We start from the raw sequence: 19,780 nt of genomic DNA, 5'->3' as shown, positions 1-19,780 counted from the left end.
AAGCGGCAATGTTCGTTCTCAGACGCCTGGGCAGCGCGCTGCCGACGCTCTTTGCGGTTTCCCTGCTCGTCTTCCTCTTCGTCGACCTGATCCCGGGCGACCCGGCACAGATCCTCGCCGGGCCGACCGCCTCGAACGAAGAGATCGAGAGCATCCGCAAATTCCTCGGCCTGAACGAGCCGCTTCTCACGCGGTACGGCCAGTTTCTGCGCGGCATCTGGGACCCGTCCGCGGCGACGTCCTTCCGCACGCACCGCCCCGTCGTCGTCGAGCTCTCGGAGCGGCTGCCGAATACGTTGATCGTCTCGATCGGCGGGCTCGCGCTTGGCATTGTCGTCGGCACCATTGCCGGCATCATCTGCGCCATGCGGCCGGGCGGGCTCGCCGATGCGGCGATCACGGTGCTCACGCTCGCCGGCATCTCGATGCCGATCTACTGGCTCGGCCTGCTCTGCATCTGGTTCTTCGCGGTCAATCTCGGCTGGCTGCCCGCGGCGGGCGCCTCGACGCCGGCCCATTTCGTCCTGCCGATCCTCGTCATCGCGACGCGCCCGGCAGCGATGTTCAGCCGCCTCGTCGCAACGAGCCTGCTGGAATCGATGGGCAAGGACTATCTCGACACCGCCCGGGCCAAGGGACTCAGCGAGACCCGCGTCGTGCTGTTCCATGCGCTGCGCAATTCGCTGATCGCAGCTGTCAGCGTCGCCGGCGTGCAGTTCGGCGGCATGCTGGGCGGCTCGGTCGTCACCGAGACCGTGTTCGGCATTCCCGGCGTCGGCCGCCTGCTCGTCGATGCGGTCTCCCGCGCCGACTACCCGGTGATCCAGTACGCGATCCTGATGTTCGCGTTCTTCTTCGTGGTCATCAATCTCGTCACCGACCTGCTGACCCAGTGGCTCGACCCCCGCACGCGCGATCAGGAGAGGACGACATGAGCATCATGCCGAACGTACTCTCCGCGCCTGAAAGAACCGCGCGCCCCGACGAATTTGCACGGCAATCGCGCTGGGTGCTGCTGCGGCGCATCCTTTCACAGCCGAAGGGCGTGGTCGGCCTGACGCTCGTCACGCTCTACCTGCTGCTCGCGATCTTCGGGCCGGTGCTGGCGCCCCAGGATGCCTTTCGCCAGAATTTCGCGCAGACCCTGCGGCCCCCTTCCGCCGCACACTGGTTCGGAACCGACCAACTCGGCCGCGATGTCTTCAGCCGCATCCTGGTCGGGGCTCGGGCAACGCTGGGCATCGGAGTGGGCGGCGTCGCCGTGGCCTTTCTGGTCGGCGTGCCGCTTGGCGTCCTCGCCGCCTGGCGGCGCGGCTGGATCGAGGCCGCGGTGATGCGTGCCATCGATGTCATGCTGAGCTTCCCCGATATCGTCTTCGCGCTCGCGGTCGTCGCAATCCTCGGCGCCAATACGCAGAATGTCATCATCGCGGTCGGCATCGTTTCGATCCCGGTCTTCGCGCGGACGGCAAGGGCGGTGACGCTCAGCATCCTCGCCGAGCCCTATATCGAAGGCTCGATCGCGCTGGGGGCCAATCCGGTGCGGGTGATCCTGCGCCATGTGCTGCCGAACATCTCCGGCACGCTTCTGACGCTGTCGACCTTGCTGTTCGCTTCGACGCTGCTCTCCGCCTCGGGCCTCGGCTTCCTCGGCCTCGGCACCCAGGCGCCCTTCCCCGAATGGGGAACGATGCTCGGCGAGAGCCGCTCCTATATCCGCAGCCATCCCTATCTGGCGACGTTTCCCGGGCTATTCCTCGCCGTCTCGGCGCTGGCCTTCAACCTGCTCGGGGATGCGCTGCGCACGATCTACGACCCGACCAGCCGGCGCGTCGCCCGCAGGGCCCCGCTTCTCGGTTTCCTGCGGCGCCGCGCTCCGGCGGACCCTGCGCCGCAGACTGCGGACGAAGCGACCGGCCTGGCCGTTTCGGTTCGTGGTTTGCGCATCGCCTACCGCACGAGCGAAGGCCTGCTCGAAGTGGTCCGCGGCGTTGATCTCACGATCAGGCCGGGGCGGACATTGGCGGTCGTCGGGGAATCCGGCTCCGGCAAGTCGACGCTGCTGAGGGCGGTCGGCACTTTGGTCAATCCGCAGGAAGTCGCGATCACCGCAGGCGAGATCAGCATCGGTGGAGAGACGGCATTGGGCCTCGCCCCAGCCGCCCTGCGCGATCTGCGCCGCCGCAAGATCGGCATCGTCTTCCAGGACGCGGCAAACGCCCTGAACCCCGTGCTCACCATCGGCAACCAGCTCGCCGAGGCGGTCACGGCCGGCTCCCGGCTCGATCCGGCGACAGTGCGGCAGCGCTGCATCGGCCTGCTGCGCGACGTCAACATTGCCGATCCGGAGCGCCGGCTCGACATGTACCCGCACCAGTTCTCCGGCGGCATGAAGCAGCGCATCGTCATCGCCATCGCTCTTGCGCAGGACCCTGAAGTCCTGCTCGCCGACGAGCCGACCAGCGCGCTGGACGTCACGATCCAGCAGCAGATCCTCGTCCTGCTGGCCGAGATCCAGAAGAAGCGCGGCATGGCCATCCTGCTCGTGACCCACGACCTCAACCTGGTTGCGCGCTTCGCCGACGACGTCGCGGTGATGTATGCGGGCCGGCTCGTCGAGAGCGGCGATGTTGCGACCGTGCTGGAGCGACCGCTCCATCCCTATACCCAGGCGCTGCGAGCCTCGGCGCCGGGCGGCAGCGAAGGCCGCGGACGGCATCTGCGCACCATCGCCGGCGAGCCGCCGCTGATCGGCCGCCTGCCATCGGGCTGCGCCTTCCGCCCCCGCTGCCAGCGCAGCGCCAACCGGGCGGAATGCGCCGCAAGCGAGCCGAATGTCCGGGCCGTCGCCGGCCGCGATGTGGCCTGCGCTTTTGCCGAGGAGGCGATGCGATGAACGCGCCCTTCCCGCTCCCGCCTCGCGCGCCCGGAACCGATACCGACGACATCATCGTCGTCGCAGATGTCAGCCGGCATTTCGGTGGCCGACGGCGCTTTCTGAGCGGTGTGGCGGCCCCCGTGGTGCGGGCCGTCGACCGGGTCTCTTTCCGGGTCCAGCGCGGAACCTGCTTCGCCATCGTGGGGGAATCCGGCTCGGGCAAAAGCTCGCTGGCACGGCTCGTCGTCGGGCTTCTGCGACCGACCGACGGCGAGGTCACGATCGACGGCGTGCCACTCTCGACCCTCGACTCAGCCGGCCTGCGCGCGATGCGCCGCAAGGTTCAGCTCGTCCTGCAGGATCCGCGAGCATCGCTCGATCCGCGCATGACCGTTTTCGACACGCTCAATGAAGCGCTGACCGTCCACGGCCTCCATCCCGACCGCACGGCCAGGCTGGACAGGATCAAGTCGGTGATCGGGCTGGTGGGTCTCAACCCGGCCCATCTCGGCCGCTATCCGCACGAGTTGTCTGGCGGACAACGCCAGCGCGTTGCGATCGCCCGCGCGATCATCTGCGAGCCGGAGGTGCTCGTCCTCGACGAACCGGTCAGCGCGCTCGACGTTTCGGTTCAGGCACAGATCATCAATCTCCTGGCCGATCTTCAGGCAAAGCTTGGACTGACCTACCTGATCATCACGCATGACCTGGGCCTGGTCGAGCACATGGCCGATGCCGTCGGCGTGATGTATCTCGGCCGCTTCGTCGAGCAGGGCGATGTCGGCGAGGTCTGTGGCACGCCGCGCCACCCCTACACACAAAGCCTGATGGCGATCGCCGGCCACTCCGCCCCGATCTCCCGCGACCGGCCAGCGCCGGTTCTGGAGGGCTCGATCCCGAGCCCGCTCGCGATTCCGCCGGGCTGCAGCTTCCACACCCGCTGTCCGCTGGCGCGGCGGCTCGCCATCAGTACGACGGCGGTCGTCGAGACCGCCGATGGCCGCGTGCCACGGCCCTGCGCCGAGGACCCGCCACCTCCCCTTCCTGCGCCGGGAGGCCGCAGCACCGCGACTTGTCACTTCGCGGATGAACGCCTCCCCGACTCCGACTACCGAAGCAACATAAGGAACTGATCGATGTCCGATCACAGCAATGCCTCCGAAATCGTCATCGTTGGCGGTGGCATTTACGGCACGAGCCTGGCCTATCAGCTGGCGAGCGCCGGCAAGACGGTGACACTTCTCGAGGCCGGCGAGATCGCCGGCGGCGCCTCCGGCGGACCGGGCGAGCGCGGCGTGCGCGCCAATGGTCGCGACCTGCGCGAGCTGCCGATCTGCGCCATCGCCCAGAAGCTTTGGGGCGATTACCAGGAGAGGTTTGAAGGTGGTGTCGGGTTCCGCCGCGTCGGCGGCCTGCAGGTCTACGACGTGTCGTATGGCCATCGCGAACACGAAGTGCTTGGCCGCATGAGGGCAAACGCGGCCGCCCAGGCGAGCCTTGGCACGCCTTCGGAGGTATTGACGCGCGATGAGGCGCTGGCGCGGGAACCGGAGCTCACCCCCGGTATCGTCGGCGCGATCTACTGCCCGAATGACGGCGTCGGCGACCACACATTCGCAACGCTGCAATTCGCGGCGCAGGCGACGAAGGCCGGAGCGGTGATCCGCACGGGCGTCAAAGTCGTCGAGATCCTGCATGCGCGCGGCGTGGCCACCGCCGTGAAGCTCGCCGACGGCGAGACGGTCCCGGTCGGAGAGCGGCTGGTGGTGGTCGCCAATGCCGGCGCCGAGGCGCTGCTGAAGCCGGTCCTCAAGCCGCACGAGCTCGGTCCGGTCTGGAACCTCATGCCGCAGATGCATTACGTCTCGAACCCGTTGAAGAAGACGGTCAACCATCTGCTCTCGCACGCGCACCGGCGCCTCGCGGTCAAGCAGCTTCCGGATGGAACGATCATGCTCTCCGGCGGTGCCCATGTCGCCCATACGCCGGAAGGCCTTTGGAAGGGCTCGCTCAGCGCGATGACGCAGAACGTCACCGATGCGATCCTGACCCTGCCCTTCATCGACAACTCGACCTTCCTCAAGGCGGATGCGTCGCGGGTCGATACCGTTGCCGTCGACCATATTCCGCTGATCGGTCAGGCGGAGGGCCTGTCCAACACCATCTATGGCTATGGCTGGTCCGGCCATGGCTTCGCGATCTCGCTGGGGTTCACCAAGCTCTTCACGGAATGGCTGATCTCCGGGGTGAAGCCAGAGGTCCTGGAGCCCTTCTCTCCGGTGCGCTTTCACAAACCAGCCGCGATCCTCGCCGCCACGCCGCTCGGGCGCGCTGCCGCCTGAACCATCCCCCATCGAAAACCAGCGCCGACGGGTGCAGCTCGGTTGGGCTGCGCCTGTCGGCCGGAAGGACACGACTATGCTTCCTGATTTCGACGCCACCCGCCCCGGCAAGTTCAGCTACGATCTCGGGCCGCTCGTCGGCGCGCTCGACGGTGTCACTGGTGATCTCCTCTGGTGCATCAATAATGGCCAGGGCCCATCCGTCCTGCTCTGCGGCGGCATCCATGGCGATGAATACGAGGCCCAGATCGTCCTGCGCCGACTTGCCGAGCGGCTCGAACCCGCCGATGTGACCGGGCGCGTGATCATCGCGCCGTCCCTCAATTTCCCCGCCTCGCAGAAGGGCAAGCGCCTCTCGCCCTTCGATGGGCAGAACATGAATCGCTTCTTCCCCGGCAATGCCGACGGCACGCCGACCGAGCGCCTCTGCGCCTTCATGGCAGAGACCCTGTTTCCGGCTGTCGATCTGCTGATCGACGTCCATGCCGGCGGCAGCGACGTCTCGGTCGTGCCCATGGTCTTCGGCTTCACGACGCCTAACAGCGTCGTCGACGAGGCTCGGCTGAACCGCCTGATGGAGGCATGGGGCTACCGTTTCGTGCAGCATGTCGACGGAATCGACGAAACCGCCTGCGGCGCCGCGAAGCTCGCCGATCTGGCCTCCATCGAAGTCGAGGGCGGCGGCGGGCGCATGAAATCATCCGAGCTGACGATCATGGAAGAAGGGCTGCTCCGCGCCCTCGCCGATTTCGGCGCGATCAAGCCGATGCTGGCTCCGGTGCCGTTCGCCGGCGTGCATTTCACGGCCGGTCCGGAAGGGCAGTACCTGGCACCGAGAGCAGGCCTTGTCGAACATCTCGTCGCGCTGGGCGACGAGGTCACGAAGGGCCAGCCTGTCGCGCTGCTTCATCCGACCGCAGGAGCCCGCAGTGCCCCGGAGGTGATTCTCGCTCCGATGCCGGGCTATGTGCTGCGCCAGACGGAGCATGCCTTCGCGTCGCCCAATCAGTTGATCGGCAATGTCGGCACGCCCATACAAGGATGATCCGACGTTCGTCCCAATAGCAGCGCTGACGCGCAGCGATCTGGCGGGTCGCGTGCTGTCGCGACCGTCTTGATGTCCCATGGCTCGAACTCCCGCCCGGTCCACCCGAGACCGTCCTGAGCGCCTGACGGAAGCCCTGCCTGCCGGCCGCCCATCACGGCATGAGCGGCCGGCGGGCGGGATCACCGTTCCGCCCCGGCAAGCCATTGTTCCCAGGCGATCTGGGCCGTTGCGCCAAAACGCCTGAACGGCTCGGGGGGAAGCCAGTTGGGGCCGGCCTGATTCAGGCGATCGCTGAGGAGCATGGATTGCGAACCGCAGGCCAGCTCAGCCAGCAATTTGCCATGGATCGTGCCTCTCACGACGCCTGCGCCGCCGCAGCCCACCGATGCGAACAGCCCCGGCCTGATCTGCCCGAAGGCGAAGGCGCCGTTCTGGGTGATCGCAGTCAGCCCACCCCAGACATGCTCGAATTCATGCGTCCGCATTCTCGGGAACCGGTTCCGATAGAGCCGGGTCAGCATGGCGCGTACTGTGTCGGGATCGAGCTCTCGCTCATAGGAATCGCCGCTCCTGATGAGAAGGCGCCCCATGGTCTTGCGCATCGTCGTTCCCATGCGATGCGCCGGGAGAGCGCCCCATCCGGGCGCCTCTCCCAGGTCATTCAGCTGCGCTTCGTCGAGCTCGGGTGTGAATGCGCCATAGGTGTAGATGCCGATCATCCGGTCGCGAACGATGCCCAGCGAGCGAGCGTGCAGATTATTCGTAATGAACACACGGTCGGCGACGAACTCGCCGCGATTGGTCTGCAGTCGAAACGGAGCACCGTCGCTCAACGCGCTCACGGTGGTGTTCTCGAGAAGCGTGACCCCGGCGGGCAGGTTATCGGCAAGGCCGCGGTGGAGTGCTGCGGGCTGGACGAGCGCCCGCGTCAGGGATTGAATCCCGTAGCGATAATAACCGGTCCCGAGCGTGCGCCGGAGTTCCTCGGAACCGAATTCCTGCGTTTCGACATTCCAGGCCTCATAGCGGCTTCGCGTCGCCCGCACGGATTTTTCGCCGGCGGCTGTCGCTGCAGCCGTGATCGCCGGAACGCCTTCCTCCCAGTCGCAAGCAATGGAATGCGTCCTGACCAACAGGCGCAACCAATCGAGCCCTGCCTGAACCAGGGCCATCTGCCGAATGGCCCAGTCTTCCGTGAAACCGGCGGCATTGGCACTCGGCTCGCCAGGATTGATCAACAGAAAGCCCGAGTTCCGGCCCGACGCCCCCTCCCCGATCGTCGAGGCATCGAGCAGCAGCACCTCTTCATCCGGAACGAGCTCGACCAGCCGGCGCGCGGCGGCCAAGCCCGTGTAGCCCGCGCCAATGATCACGGTGCGAAACCGCCGCGCTGTCGGGACCTGTTCCCCGGCAATGCGCGGCGGCAGCAATGCATTCCAGCCGGAGCGTGACCGATAGGCGGGAGCGACGCCTAGGCTCTTCATGTCAGACCTCGCCGCGGCCGCAGGGCATTCCAACCATGCGGCGGCCCGGAGGCGCCTGGTCCGAGATGTTCATGCGCAGCTCTCATGGGGTTGTGTCGCAACATGGCGCTAGATCGCCGTGCGTCCGTTTGGACGCAGGAGTGGCGATCTAACTCTTTGTTTGAGCATCGGATTTTCCCGAAAACCGGACTCCACTTTTCGGTCCGATGCTCTAAGCCGCCGGCGCGACTTCGAAGACGCCCCCGGGCACCGCCGCGATGAGCTCGCGCGTGTAGTCGTCCTGCGGCTGCTCGAACACCGCCTGCGCCGGGCCGAGCTCGACGATCCGCCCGCGCTTCATCACCGCGATCCGGTCACAGATATTCGAGGCGACGCGCAGGTCATGCGTGACGAAGATCATCGCGAAACCGATGCGGCGCTGCAGCGCCTCGAACAGGGCCAGCACCTGCGCCTGCACCGAGACGTCGAGTGCCGAGACGGCCTCGTCGGCGACGATGATCGAGGGCTGCATGGCGAGCGCGCGAGCAATGCAGACCCGCTGCCGCTGCCCGCCTGAGAACTCATGCGGAAAGCGCTCGAGCGCATCGGGGCTGAGCCCGACCAGCTCCATCAGCTCGCGGGCGCGCGCGACGGCATCGACGCGTGACAGCCCGTGCTGGACAGGCCCTTCGATCAGCGACTGCCCGATGCGGCGTCGCGGGTTGAGCGATTTGTACGGGTCCTGGAAAACCATCTGGATATGGCGACGGAAGTCGCGCAGCACGCGGCCCGACAGCGCCGCGACATCGTCGCCCCGGAACAGGATACGCCCGGAATCCGGGGTCTCGAAGCGCAGCAGCGTCTTGGCCAGGCTGGTCTTGCCCGATCCGGATTCACCGACGATGCCAAGCGTTTCGCCGGGCGCGAGCCTGAACGAAACCCGGTCGAGCGCCCTCGTCTCCCGCTTGCGGCCGAGCAGGCTGGTGCTGCGATAGGTCAGCGTCAGATCCTCGACGGCGAGCACCGGCTCCGCCGTCGCCAGCCGCGTCGGACGGTAGCGGAAGCGCGGCACGGCCTCGATCAGGGCGCGGGTATAGGGATGCGCCGGCCGGTTCAGCACCTGCTCCGGCGCGCCACGCTCGACCACCTCGCCACGGCGCATGACCACGACATGATCGGCGACATCGGCGACGACGCCGAAATCATGCGTGATCATCAGCACGCCGCTGTCATGCTTGGTCAGCAGCTCCCGGAACAGCCGCAGGATCTGCGCCTGGGTGGTGACGTCGAGGGCCGTGGTCGGCTCGTCGGCGATGATCAGCGCAGGCTCCAATGCCAGCGCCATCGCGATCATCACGCGCTGGCGCTGGCCGCCCGAGATCTGGTGCGGATAGACGCGCCGCAGCGCCGCCGGATCGGGCAGATGGACATCGCCCATCAGTTCGAGGACGCGCGCCTCGACGGCATCCGGCGCAACTTGCGGCCGGTGAATCCGCATGACCTCGGCAATCTGGTCGCCGATGCGCATGACCGGGTTCAACGCCGTCAGGGGCTCCTGGAAGATCATCGCCATGCGGTTGCCGCGCAGCTCGCAGATCCGGGCCGGCGAGACCGCGGCGATGTCCTCGCCTTCGAGCCGGATCGTGCCGCCGGTGATCCGCAGCACCTTGTCCGGCAGCAGGCGCATCACCGCCGAGGCCGTCACGGACTTGCCCGAGCCGGATTCGCCGACGACGCAGACGATCTGGCGGCGATGGACGTCGAGCGAGAGATCACGGACCGCATGGCTGCGGTCGAGCCCGGCCGGCAGGGCGACGCTGAGGTTCTCGATGCGGAGGATGGGCTCGGACGTGTTCATGACGAGACCTTGGCGGCGCGCGAGAGACGGGGGTCGAGCCGGTCGCGCAGGCCATCGCCGAGCAGGTTCACCGCCATCACCGTCATGGCGAGGAAGAGCCCGGGCGCGATGATCGTCCAGGGCGCGCGCTGGAAAACGGCCCTGCCTTCGGCGAGCACGTTGCCCCAGCTCGGAATGTCGGGCGGAAAGCCAACGCCGAGGAAGCCGAGCACCGCCTCCGACAGGATCGCGGCCGCGAACATATAGGTGGTCTGGACGATCAGCGGCGCGATGCAGCTCGGCAGGATATGGCGCAGCAGGACGAGCAGGGGCGGAATGCCGAGCCCCTCCGCCGCCCGGACATAGGATTCCTCGCGCACGCTCAGAACGACGCTGCGCACCAGCCGCGTGACGCGCGGAATCTCGGCGAAGGTGATGGCGGCGACGATGGCAATCAGGCTCGGTCCGACAAGCGAGACCAGCGCCACGGCGAAGAGGATGCCCGGGATCGCCATCATCCCGTCCATGATCCGCATCACGACGGGGTCGAGCCAGCGCAGATAGCCGGTGACGAGACCGATCGCCGTGCCGATGACCGCGCCCGAGACGGCGGCGAGCAGGCCGACGAGCAGCGACAGCTTGCCGCCATGCAGGACCAGCGCAAAGACGTCCCGGCCGAGCGCATCGGTGCCGAACCAGAACGCGCTGCCCGGCGGACGCAGGCGCAGGCGCGGGCGGATCAGGAACGTCTCCGTTCCCGTCAGCAGGCCGGCGAACACCGCCGAGAGCATGATCGCCAGCAACAGCACGCCGCTGCACAGCACGACGCGGTTGGAAAGCAGCGCCTCGAGCAGAACGCCCCGCTGCGGCATCGATCTGGCCTGTCCGGTCGCCGACATGGGAATGACCTCAGTAGCGAATGCGCGGATCGACGATCACATAGGCGATGTCGATGAGGAGGTTCACGCCGACATAGATCAGCGCGAAGAACAGCATCAGCCCCTGCACGACCGGATAGTCACGCGCGAGGATCGCATCGATCGTCAGCCGCCCGACGCCGGGCAGGTTGAACACGCTCTCGGTCACGACCACGCCGCTGATCAGCAGCGCGATGCCAAGCCCGATCACGGTGATGATGGGAACCGCCGCGTTGGGAAGGGCATGGCGCCAGAGCACGCGGCGTTCGACATTGCCCTTGGCGCGCGCCGTGCGCACGAAATCCTCGCCCAGGACCTCGAGCACGCTGGAGCGCGTCACGCGGGCGATCAGCGCCATGAAGACGAGCGCCAGCGTGACCGACGGCAAGGCGAGGTGGCGCAGCGCCGCGAGCGGATCGTCGAACGGGCTGACATAGCCCTGCACCGGAAAGAGATCGGCCTTCACGGACAGGAACAGGATCAGCAGATAGCCGATGACGAAGGCCGGCACGGAGAAGCCGACGACCGAGAGCATCATCACGCCGCGGTCGATCCAGCTGTTATGCCGCCAGGCCGCGATCGCACCGAGCGGCACCGCGAGCACCACCGTGATGACGATGGCGCTCAAGGCCAGCACCAGCGTCGGTTCCAGCCGGTCGCGGATCAGGCCCAGGACCGGCACCTTGGACAGGATGGAGATGCCGAACCGGCCGCGCGCGATCTCGCCGAGCCAGCCGAAATATTGCACGAGCAGCGGCCGGTCGAGCCCCATCTCCGCCCGGATGCGGGCCACCGCCTCCGGGCCCGCATTGTCGCCCGCCAGGATCAGCGCCGGATCGCCGGGGCTGAGGCGCAGCAGCAGGAAGACGATGGTCGCGACGACGAGCATGACCGGGACGGCCATGGCGACGCGCAGGGCGATGAGCCTCAGCATCGGGCGGCCTCCCTAGATCGCCGCTCCTGCGTCCGTTCGGACGCAGGAGCGGCGATCCAGCTCCTTGTTTGAGCATCGGAATTTTCCGAAAACCGGTTCCACTTTTCGGTCCGATGCACTAGCGCTTGTCGACGCCCCAGACGACCATGACGGGCGACGGGACATAGCCGGAAACGGTGGAGCGGAAGGTCTCGTAGTCGAAATAGGTGCCGAGCGGGATGTAGAAGACGAGCTCATAGGCGCGCTTCTGCATCTCCTCGACGATCGCCTTCTGCCTGGCCGGATCGGTCTCGCGCTGGTATCGGCCCTTCAGCGCTTCGGTCTGCGGATCGTCGACGAAGCCGGTATAGGCGGCCTTGCCGCGCGCGTCGAAGTTGAGGTTGCCGAGCGGCGAGATCAGGTCGATGCGGTCGAACACCGCATGGGCGAGGTTCCAGCCGCCCTCGGTCACCGGAACGGGCTTGGAGCGCCTTGTCAGGAAGGCGCTCCATTCCATGGTCTGGATCTCGGAATCCATGCCGATCTGGCGCAGGAGCTGCTGGGTCAGCGGTGCGAGCGGCGCGAAGGAAGCGATATCGCCGGGCGTGATGATGACGATCTTCTCGCCCTTGTAGCCGGCTTCCTTGAGCAGCGCCTTGGCCTTGGCGATGTCGGGCTTTCCGGTATCGGCGAAGCCGACCGCGGTTTCGAGCGGGGTGCCGCAGCCGAAGAAGGCCGGGCAGACCTGGTAGGATTCCGGATCCCCGATCGAGGCGTCCATGTAGTCCTGCTGCGTGACGACAGCCTGCACCGCCTGCCGGACCTTGACGTTGTCGAAGGGCGGTTGCGCCCAGTTGAAGCGGACGGTCGAGGCGTTGGGACCGGGCCGGCGGCGGATCACCACATCCTTGTTGGCCTGCAGCTGCGAGCGCTGGTCGGCGTTCATGTTCTCCAAGAGGTCGATCTCGCCCTTGGCGAGCGCGTTGATCGCGGTCTGCTTGCTCGGGAACCAGATCACCTCGACGCGATCGACCTTGACCTGCTTGCCGCCAGCGAGCCCGTCCGGCGCCTCGTCGCGCGGCACATAGGCCTCGTTGCGTTCGTAAGCCCAGCTCACGCCCGGCCGGAACTCCGAGGCGACGAACTTGAACGGGCCGGAGCCGACGACCTCCTCCAGCACCTTGTCGGCCGGCAGCTCGGCGATCCTCCTGGGCATAATGAAGAGCGGGATCGAGCTTGGTCGGGCGAAAGCCTCCAGCATCGGTCCGAAGGGCTCCTTCAGATCGATCCGGAAGCTGCGGGCATCGACAGCCTGCATGCCCGTCGTCACCGCGGCGAGACGCAGGCCGACGACGTCCTTCTTGGCCCAGCGCGCGATCGAGGCGATGCAGTCTTCCGCCGTGACCGGCTGGCCGTCATGGAAGGCGAGTTTTTCGCGCAGCGTGAAGGTGTAGGCGAGCTTGTCGGCGCTGACCGACCAGTCCTTCACCATCTGCGGCTGCGGCCGATACTGTGAATCGACCGAGAACAGCGTGTCGTAGACCATATAGGCGTGATTGCGGGTGATGTAGGCGTTGGTCACGACGGGATCGAGCACGCGCAGCGCGGCATGGGGCGCCATGCGCAACGTCTTCCGGCCCTGGCCGCGCGCCAGGTTCGTCGTGGCAAGCAGGGCGCCGGCCGACAGGGCCAGGGCTTCGCGTCGGTTGATCAGCATCGTTCCCGTTCCCTCTTTTTCGTTGGTCTGGCGTATCGCCGGTGGTCAGTAGCTGCGTCCGCGCCGTGGATCGGGCCAGAACGAGGTTCCGGCCCGCGCGGCGCCGCCACCCACGCCCATCGGCACGCCGTCGGCGCGCCAGCAGGCCGCGCCGGTCATGCTGCCGTCCTCGGCGAAGCCGATCGCGCACATGCCGCCCGCGACATGATCGACGGGCGCAACGCGATGGCCGAGACTGGCGAGCGTCCCGCGCACCGCGTCGGGCACGCTGCGCTCGATCTCGGCCTCCGGCCCCCAGGTGAAGACGCGCGGCGCCTCGACGGCCTCCTGCACGCTCATGCCGTGGTCGACGAGGTTGAGCACCGCCTGCATGGCCGAAGCCGGGATCCGGTGCGCACCGGGCAGGCCGAGCGCGAAGATCGGCCGGCCGTCGCGCTTGCCGATCAGCGCGGTGATGCCGCTGGTGATGCGCTTGCCCGGCTGCAGCGAAAGCGCGTTCCCGGGATGCGGATCGAACAGGTACATGTAGTTGTTGGGAATGATCCCCGTGCCCGGGATCATGATCCGCGCCCCGAACAGGCTGTTGATCGTCTGCGTCGAGGTGACGATGTTGCCCTCGTCATCGGCGATGGTGACATGGGTGGTGTTGGCGGATTCATTCGAGAGGATCCTGGACTCGAATGCCTGCGCGCGGCCGGGGTCGATATCCGGCCGGCGTTGCGCCGCATAGTCGCGCGAGATCATCCGCGCGACGGGCACATCCACGAAAGCCGGATCGGCCGTCACCGCACGCCGGTCGGCGGCGGCGATCTTGAGCGCCTCCAGCACGAGATGCAGCGTCTCGGAGGTGCCGAAACCGAGCTTCCCGATATCGTAGGTCTCGAGCAGGTTGAGGATCTGCAGCGTCTGGACGCCGCCCGAGCAGGGCGGCGGCGGCCCCACGACCTCGACGCCACGATAGACCCCGCGCACCGGTTCCCGCTCGACGGTACGGTAGGCGGCGAGGTCCTCGAGCCGCAGGTAGGAACCCGCCCTGGCGAGATGATCCGCGATCCGGCGCCCGAGCTCGCCGCCATAGACGATGTCGGGGCCATGCTCGGCGATCAGCCGCAGCGTCGCGGCATAGTCGGCCTGCACCAGCAGCTCGCCCGCCGCCAGCGGCTTGCCGCCCGGCAGGAACACCGCCGCGATCACCGGATCGAGCGCCAGGTCCGGCGCGATCTCGGCAATGCAGGTCGCCAGATAGGGCGAGAGCCGGAAGCCGCGCGCGGCATGGCGGATCGCCGGCTCGATCAGATCGCGCAGCGGCAGCCGGCCATAGCGCCCGGCCGCCTCGCACCAGGCCTTCAGCGTGCCGGGCACCGCGACCGCCTGCGGCCCGACGCGGTTGGCGCGGCCCCTCGTCTCCATATAGTCCGGCCAGGAATCGGAGATCGGCGTGAAGCTGTCGGGGCGGGCCGCTGCGGGCGCGGTGGAGAGCCCGTCGAGCACGACCTCACGCCCATCGGCCAGCCGGATCAGAGCCGCGCCGCCGCCGAAGATGCCGACCATCATCGGCTCGACGACCGTGAGCGTGAACAGCGACGCGACCCCCGCGTCGATGGCATTGCCGCCCGCGGCCAGGATCTCGACCGCAGCCGCCGAGGCGAGCGGGTGATTGGTGACCGCCATGCCGCGATGGGCGGAGACCGCGGTCTTCTCGCATGTGAAGGGGCTGCCCGCCCGGTCGCGCCAATGCATCATCGCCAACCTGATCCAGAAGATCAGTCAGTATCGGCGCAGTGCTTCAAATCAGTCCAATATGCATCTTCATCATTTTTGATAATTACAAATTCTCAATTGAACCCGAACCGGGGGATTTCTGTTCGACCATGGCGGCCGAGCGGCGCGCATGCGCCGCGAAAGCGCGCGCCACAGGCGATGGCTCGTTGCGACGGTAGGCCACGGCGAGCTCGGCCAGCACCGGCTCCCCGGCAATCGCCTTGTAGCGCAGGCCAGGGACCTGGATGCAGCGCAGCGATTGCGGCACGAGCGCAACGCCGAGCCCGACCGCCACCATGCTCGCGATCGTCACGAAATCGCGGCCCTGCGGACCGAGTCTCGGGAAGAACCCCACCGCCTGGCAGGCGGCGGTCGTGTGCCGGTGGAAGCTGACCTCGGGGGGATGGCGCGGGGTGATGAAGATGTCGCCGTTGAGCGCAGAGAGCGGCACGGCCTCTTGGCCTGCCATCGGATGGCTCTCGGGCAGGGCCAGCATGATCTCCTCGAGCATGATCGGGATGCTGGCGATGCCCATCGGCAGCGGCACCGGCGGGCGGATGAAGCCGATATCGAGCCTGCCCTGATCGAGCTGGTCGAGCTGCTGCTGCATCTCCATTTCGGCGATCTGGAGCTCGACCTCCGGATAGGCCGCGCGGAATTCGCCGACCATGGTGGTCAGCGCACCCGTATAAGCCGCCGACCCGACATAGCCGATGGCGATCCGCCCCAGCTCGCCGCGCCCGGCGCGGCGCGCCACCATCAGCGCGCTCTCGGTCTGCAGCACCGCCTTGCGCGCCTCCTGCGCGAAGAGCTCGCCGGCGAGCGTCAGCCGTACCGAACGCCGCGTCCGGTCGAAGAGCGGCGTGCCGACGATCTCCTCGAGATTCATGATCTGCTGGCTCAGGCCAGGCTGGGCGATCCGCAGCCGCTCGGCCGCGCGCCCGTAATTGAGTTCCTCGGCCGTGGCCAGGAAGTAGCGGAGATGGCGCAGCTCCAGCGTCGCGCTGCTCGGTCGTCGGCCGGGGGCCATGGCTATCTCTCATAATTGAAAGTTCTTGAAATCCAGAGAGCTGCATATTGGACTGATATCTGGGCCGCCAGCAATATCCGGCGCAACGCTGCCTGGGCCAAACCGGCCCGGCGGCACGCAGGCCTCGCGAGCCCCCATGGATGATCCGACCTCAACGCTGCCAGCCCCACTGCCAGGCACACCGCACGCTGCCCATTGGGGCAGCTTCTCGGCGCGCTGGGATGGCGAACGCCTCGCGGTCACACCGCACCCGGACGATCCGGCGCCCTCGCCGATCCTCGGCAATTTCACCGATGCGCTACGCCACAAGGCAAGGGTGCAGCGCCCGATGGTCAGGCGCGGCTGGCTGGAGAACGGCCCCGGCCCACGCCGGCGCGACTTCACCGACGACCTGATCCCGGTCGCGTGGGACGAGGTGCTGGACAGGCTGGCCGGCGAGATCAGGCGCGTCACCGACGGCTTCGGTCCGGCAGCGATCTATGGCGGCTCCTATGGCTGGGCGAGCGCCGGGCGCTTCCATCATGCCCAGAGCCAGATCCATCGCTTCTTCAACACCGCCTGCGGCGGCTATGTCCGCTCCATCAACAGCTACAGCGCCGGCGCCTCCTCCGTCATCCTGCCGCATGTGCTCGGCCCGTTCGAGGTGCTCTCGCGACGAAACGTCACCTGGGACCAGATCGGCGAGCATACCGATTTCGTGCTCGCCTTCGGCGGAATGCCGTTGAAGAACCAGATGATCGCGAGCGGCGGCATCACCCGTCACATCGAAGCGCAGGCGATGGCCCGTGCCGCTGCGCGCGGCACCGTGTTCTGCTCCGTCAGCCCCCTGCGCGACGACATGCCGGGCGAGGCAAGGCCGCGCTGGCTGCCGATCCGCCCCGGCACCGATGTCGCGCTGATGCTCGGCCTCGCGCATACGCTGCTGAGCGAAGGCCTGCACGACCGCGACTTCCTCACGCGCTGCTGCGTCGGCTTCGAGGCTTTTGCCGCCTATCTTCTCGGCACCGAGGACGGCGTCGCCAAGGATGCCGCCTGGGCGGCCGGGCTGACGGGAATCGCAGCGGAAACGACGCGGGAACTCGCCCGCAGACTTGTCTCCGGCCGCAGCCTGATCACCGTCGCCCACGCCCTGCAGCGCGCCCAATATGGCGAGCAACCGGTGTGGATGGCGGCCGTGCTCGCGGCCATGACCGGGCAGATCGGCCTGCCGGGTGGCGGCTACAATTACGCGCTCGGTGCGATGGGACATACCGGCCGGCAGGTGAATGCCGTGCCGATCCCGACCATGCCGCAGGGCAGGAACGGCGTCAGCGACTTCATCCCGGTCGCCCGCATCTCCGACATGCTGCTCAACCCCGGGCAAGCCTTCGAATATAACGGCCAGCATCTGAGTTATCCCAAGATCAGGCTGGTCTACTGGGCCGGGGGCAACCCCTTCCATCATCACCAGGATCTCAACCGGCTGCGCCGGGCCTTCTCGCAGGTCGATACGATCGTCTGTCACGAGACCGGCTGGACGCCGATGGCGCGGTTCGCCGACATCGTGATGCCGGCAACCATGACGCTGGAGCGCGACGACATCGGCGCGGCGGCGACCGATCCACGCCTGATCGCCATGCGCAAGGTCGCCCCGCCGATCGGCGAGGCGCGCGACGATTTCGCGATCTTCGCCGCGCTCGCGGCCCGGCTGGGCTGCGAGCAGGCCTTCACCGAAGGACGAACGGCCCGGCAATGGCTCGAACATCTCTACGAGCCGACACGGCGGGCCCTGGAGGAGAAGGGCTGGCCGGCGCCGCCCTTCGAGGCGTTCTGGCAGGCGGGCGAAATCCCCCTGCCCTCGGCGCCCGACGATGGCGGGATCCTGCGCGCCTTCCGCGACGATCCGGAACGCAACGCCCTGCCGACGCCGAGCGGCCGCATCGAGATCGTCTCGCAGACCATTGCCGGCTTCGGCTACGAGGATTGCCCCGGCCATCCGGCCTGGCTGCCGTCGACCGAACAGCCGGATGACGCGGCCCCCCTCACCCTGATCGCCAACCAGCCGGCGACACGGCTGCACAGCCAGCTCGATTTCGGCGCCTACAGCCAGTCCTCGAAACGACGTGGCCGCGAGGTCATCAGGATCAATCCGGGGGATGCCGCCCCGCGCGGTATCGCCGATGGCGACCTGGTGCGGCTTTTCAATAGCCGCGGCGCCTGCCTTGCGGCGGCCTGCCTCAGCGATGACGTGATGCCGGGCGTCGTGCATCTTCCGACCGGCGCCTGGTACGATCCTGAAGACCCTGGCGCAGAGCAGTCCCTCTGCCTGCATGGCAATCCCAATGTCGTCACCCGCGACATCGGCACCTCCCGTCTTGCCCAGGGCAGTTGCGGGCAGGTGACGACCGTCCAGTGCGAACGCTTCGCGGGCCCCGCCCGCCCCGTTCGTGCCCATGAACCGCCTGCGCGCGCCACCGAGACGCCATGACCGAAACCGCACCACCACCGGCGCAGGCAAATCCGGGCCCGCTCGCCGGCATCCGCGTCCTCGACCTCACCTCCGTGCTGATGGGCCCCTACGCGACCTCCATGCTCGGCGACATGGGCGCCGATGTGATCAAGCTCGAAGGCCCCGGGGGCGATGTCATCCGCCAGGTCGGCCCGAGCCGCAGCGGCGAGATGGGCGGCATGTTCATGCACGCCAATCGCAGCAAGCGCTCGATCGCGGTCAATCTCAAGGCGCCGGCGGGCCGCGACGTCGCCCTCAGGCTGGCCGCAACGGCCGATGTCCTGGTCTACAATGTCAGGCCGCAGGCAATGGAACGCCTCGGCCTTGGCTATGAGGCGATCGCGCAGGTCCAACCCGGGATCATCTATGTCGGGACCTTCGGATACGGTCAGGGCGGCTGCTACGCCGCCAAGCCAGCCTATGACGACCTGATCCAGGGAATTTCCGGCGTTCCCGCGCTCATCGCCGAGGCGGGAGACGGCACGCCGCGCTATGTTCCCGTCAACATCGCCGATCGCGTCGTCGGCCTGCACGCGCTGGCGGCGATCCTCGGCGCGCTTCGCCACAGGGACCGCACCGGTGAAGGCCAGCGGATCGACGTGCCGATGTTCGAGACCATGGCGAGTTTCGTGCTCGGCGACCATCTCGGCGGGCTGAGCTACGATCCGCCACTCGACGGCGGCGGCTATCCGCGGCTGCTGGCGCGCGACAGGCGTCCCTATCGCACCGCCGACGGCCATCTCTGCGTCGTCATCTACACCGACCGGCACTGGCACCGCTTCCTGGAGCTCACCGGCCATGCCGATTGGCTGGCCGATCCGCGCTTCGCCAGCCATGCCAGCCGCACCCGTCATATCGCGGCCATCACGGAACAGGTCGCTTCGATCTTCCTCACCCGCAGCACGGCGGAGTGGGAAGCGCTGCTGGGCTCCGCCGACATCCCTCATGCGCCGATGCACACGCTGGACAGCATGATCCACGATCCGCATCTGGCCGAGATCGGCTTCTTCACCAGCCTCGATCATCCGACCGAAGGCACGGTGCGCTCGATGCAGGTGCCGTCGCGCTGGAGCGTGAGCCAGCCGGCCCCTTCGCGCCCGGCGCCGCGCTTCGGCGAGCACACGCTCGATATCCTGCGGGAACTCGGCCTCGGCGAAGCGGAGGTTGCCGCGCTTCGGGCCAATGGAGCGGTCCTGGCGCCGGGCACCTGAGACGCCCGGCGAGTCTTGGCCCCGTTGCCAGCGCCGCGCCGGCTCCTGCCGTAGAGCATTTCCGTGTTTCTTCCGAATCGCGGAAATGCTCCAGCTCTTTGTTTTATCGCATTTTCTTCACGCGAACCGGTGTCCACTTCGCTCGAAAATGCTCTAGCTCTTTGTTTTATCGCAT

Annotated in this window: 14 protein-coding genes; 7 read left to right on the top strand and 7 right to left on the bottom strand. The window is 67.5% G+C overall.

The window, feature by feature from the left end:
• Positions 1-8: 8 nt before the first annotated feature.
• From FG93_RS24040 to FG93_RS24020, 5 genes are all read left to right on the top strand, one after another.
• Positions 9-935: an ABC transporter permease gene (locus FG93_RS24040; RefSeq protein ID WP_043239379.1), complete on the top strand. Its 927-nt coding sequence runs from the start codon at positions 9-11 to the stop codon at positions 933-935.
• A complete protein-coding gene (locus tag FG93_RS24035) occupies positions 932-2,896 on the top strand; it encodes a dipeptide/oligopeptide/nickel ABC transporter permease/ATP-binding protein (protein ID WP_052514125.1) in 1,965 nt (654 codons plus the stop codon). The genes FG93_RS24040 and FG93_RS24035 overlap by 4 nt, the downstream gene beginning before the upstream one ends.
• Entirely contained in the window at positions 2,893-4,011 is a 1,119-nt protein-coding gene (locus FG93_RS24030) for an ABC transporter ATP-binding protein (RefSeq protein ID WP_052514124.1), read from the top strand. The genes FG93_RS24035 and FG93_RS24030 overlap by 4 nt, the downstream gene beginning before the upstream one ends.
• A 3-nt stretch (positions 4,012-4,014) precedes the next feature.
• Positions 4,015-5,220, top strand: coding sequence for an FAD-binding oxidoreductase (locus FG93_RS24025; RefSeq protein WP_052514123.1), 1,206 nt, complete (start codon positions 4,015-4,017; stop codon positions 5,218-5,220).
• 76 nt (positions 5,221-5,296) lie between these two features.
• Positions 5,297-6,265, top strand: a complete 969-nt coding sequence (locus tag FG93_RS24020; protein WP_052514122.1) for a succinylglutamate desuccinylase/aspartoacylase family protein — start codon at positions 5,297-5,299, stop codon at positions 6,263-6,265.
• 182 nt (positions 6,266-6,447) lie between these two features.
• Here FG93_RS24020 and FG93_RS24015 read toward each other — a convergent pair whose 3' ends face one another.
• The 7 genes from FG93_RS24015 to FG93_RS23985 form a co-directional block, all read right to left on the bottom strand.
• Entirely contained in the window at positions 6,448-7,752 is a 1,305-nt protein-coding gene (locus FG93_RS24015) for an FAD-binding oxidoreductase (RefSeq protein WP_043239378.1), read from the bottom strand.
• Positions 7,753-7,963: 211 nt separating this feature from the next.
• Positions 7,964-9,589 (bottom strand): ABC transporter ATP-binding protein, encoded by a 1,626-nt coding sequence (locus tag FG93_RS24010; RefSeq protein WP_043239375.1) that lies wholly within the window; start codon positions 9,587-9,589, stop codon positions 7,964-7,966.
• A complete protein-coding gene (locus FG93_RS24005; RefSeq protein ID WP_081881794.1) occupies positions 9,586-10,467 on the bottom strand; it encodes an ABC transporter permease in 882 nt (293 codons plus the stop codon). Before FG93_RS24005 ends, FG93_RS24010 begins: the two co-directional genes overlap by 4 nt.
• A gap of 10 nt (positions 10,468-10,477) precedes the next feature.
• Positions 10,478-11,419, bottom strand: a complete 942-nt coding sequence (locus FG93_RS24000; RefSeq protein ID WP_043239373.1) for an ABC transporter permease — start codon at positions 11,417-11,419, stop codon at positions 10,478-10,480.
• Positions 11,420-11,537: 118 nt separating this feature from the next.
• Positions 11,538-13,115, bottom strand: coding sequence for an ABC transporter substrate-binding protein (locus FG93_RS23995; RefSeq protein ID WP_043239371.1), 1,578 nt, complete (start codon positions 13,113-13,115; stop codon positions 11,538-11,540).
• A gap of 45 nt (positions 13,116-13,160) precedes the next feature.
• Positions 13,161-14,858, bottom strand: coding sequence for a gamma-glutamyltransferase (gene ggt / locus FG93_RS23990; RefSeq protein ID WP_244448714.1), 1,698 nt, complete (start codon positions 14,856-14,858; stop codon positions 13,161-13,163).
• A gap of 82 nt (positions 14,859-14,940) precedes the next feature.
• Positions 14,941-15,906 carry a LysR substrate-binding domain-containing protein gene (locus tag FG93_RS23985; RefSeq protein ID WP_052514121.1) on the bottom strand — a complete coding sequence of 322 codons (966 nt, stop codon included), beginning with the start codon at positions 15,904-15,906 and terminating at the stop codon, positions 14,941-14,943.
• A gap of 136 nt (positions 15,907-16,042) precedes the next feature.
• On the opposite strand from FG93_RS23985, the gene FG93_RS23980 reads away from it, so the two are divergent.
• Both FG93_RS23980 and FG93_RS23975 read left to right on the top strand, forming a co-directional pair.
• On the top strand, positions 16,043-18,373 hold the full coding sequence (locus tag FG93_RS23980; RefSeq protein WP_043239369.1) for a molybdopterin guanine dinucleotide-containing S/N-oxide reductase: 2,331 nt from the start codon (positions 16,043-16,045) through the stop codon (positions 18,371-18,373).
• A complete protein-coding gene (locus FG93_RS23975; protein ID WP_052514120.1) occupies positions 18,370-19,605 on the top strand; it encodes a CaiB/BaiF CoA-transferase family protein in 1,236 nt (411 codons plus the stop codon). Before FG93_RS23980 ends, FG93_RS23975 begins: the two co-directional genes overlap by 4 nt.
• Positions 19,606-19,780: the final 175 nt, after the last annotated feature.

This window comes from Allobosea sp. LC85 (assembly GCF_000735605.1).
Classification (GTDB): Bacteria; Pseudomonadota; Alphaproteobacteria; order Rhizobiales; family Beijerinckiaceae; genus Allobosea.
The sequence above is the reverse complement of the archived record's forward strand: the minus strand, read 5'-3'. Positions and strand labels throughout refer to the sequence as shown.

Bases quoted from the DNA above. Each gene is read 5' to 3' on its own strand.
- FG93_RS24000 (WP_043239373.1), bottom strand. From the start codon at position 11,419: ATGCTGAGGCTCATCGCCCTGCGCGTCGCCATGGCCGTCCCGGTCATG.
- ggt (WP_244448714.1), bottom strand. From the start codon at position 14,858: ATGATGCATTGGCGCGACCGGGCGGGCAGCCCCTTCACATGCGAGAAG.
- FG93_RS24005 (WP_081881794.1), bottom strand. From the start codon at position 10,467: ATGTCGGCGACCGGACAGGCCAGATCGATGCCGCAGCGGGGCGTTCTG.
- FG93_RS24030 (WP_052514124.1), top strand. From the start codon at position 2,893: ATGAACGCGCCCTTCCCGCTCCCGCCTCGCGCGCCCGGAACCGATACC.
- FG93_RS24025 (WP_052514123.1), top strand. From the start codon at position 4,015: ATGTCCGATCACAGCAATGCCTCCGAAATCGTCATCGTTGGCGGTGGC.
- FG93_RS24035 (WP_052514125.1), top strand. From the start codon at position 932: ATGAGCATCATGCCGAACGTACTCTCCGCGCCTGAAAGAACCGCGCGC.
- FG93_RS23985 (WP_052514121.1), bottom strand. From the start codon at position 15,906: ATGGCCCCCGGCCGACGACCGAGCAGCGCGACGCTGGAGCTGCGCCAT.
- FG93_RS23980 (WP_043239369.1), top strand. From the start codon at position 16,043: ATGGATGATCCGACCTCAACGCTGCCAGCCCCACTGCCAGGCACACCG.
- FG93_RS23995 (WP_043239371.1), bottom strand. From the start codon at position 13,115: ATGCTGATCAACCGACGCGAAGCCCTGGCCCTGTCGGCCGGCGCCCTG.
- FG93_RS23975 (WP_052514120.1), top strand. From the start codon at position 18,370: ATGACCGAAACCGCACCACCACCGGCGCAGGCAAATCCGGGCCCGCTC.
- FG93_RS24040 (WP_043239379.1), top strand. From the start codon at position 9: ATGTTCGTTCTCAGACGCCTGGGCAGCGCGCTGCCGACGCTCTTTGCG.
- FG93_RS24015 (WP_043239378.1), bottom strand. From the start codon at position 7,752: ATGAAGAGCCTAGGCGTCGCTCCCGCCTATCGGTCACGCTCCGGCTGG.
- FG93_RS24010 (WP_043239375.1), bottom strand. From the start codon at position 9,589: ATGAACACGTCCGAGCCCATCCTCCGCATCGAGAACCTCAGCGTCGCC.
- FG93_RS24020 (WP_052514122.1), top strand. From the start codon at position 5,297: ATGCTTCCTGATTTCGACGCCACCCGCCCCGGCAAGTTCAGCTACGAT.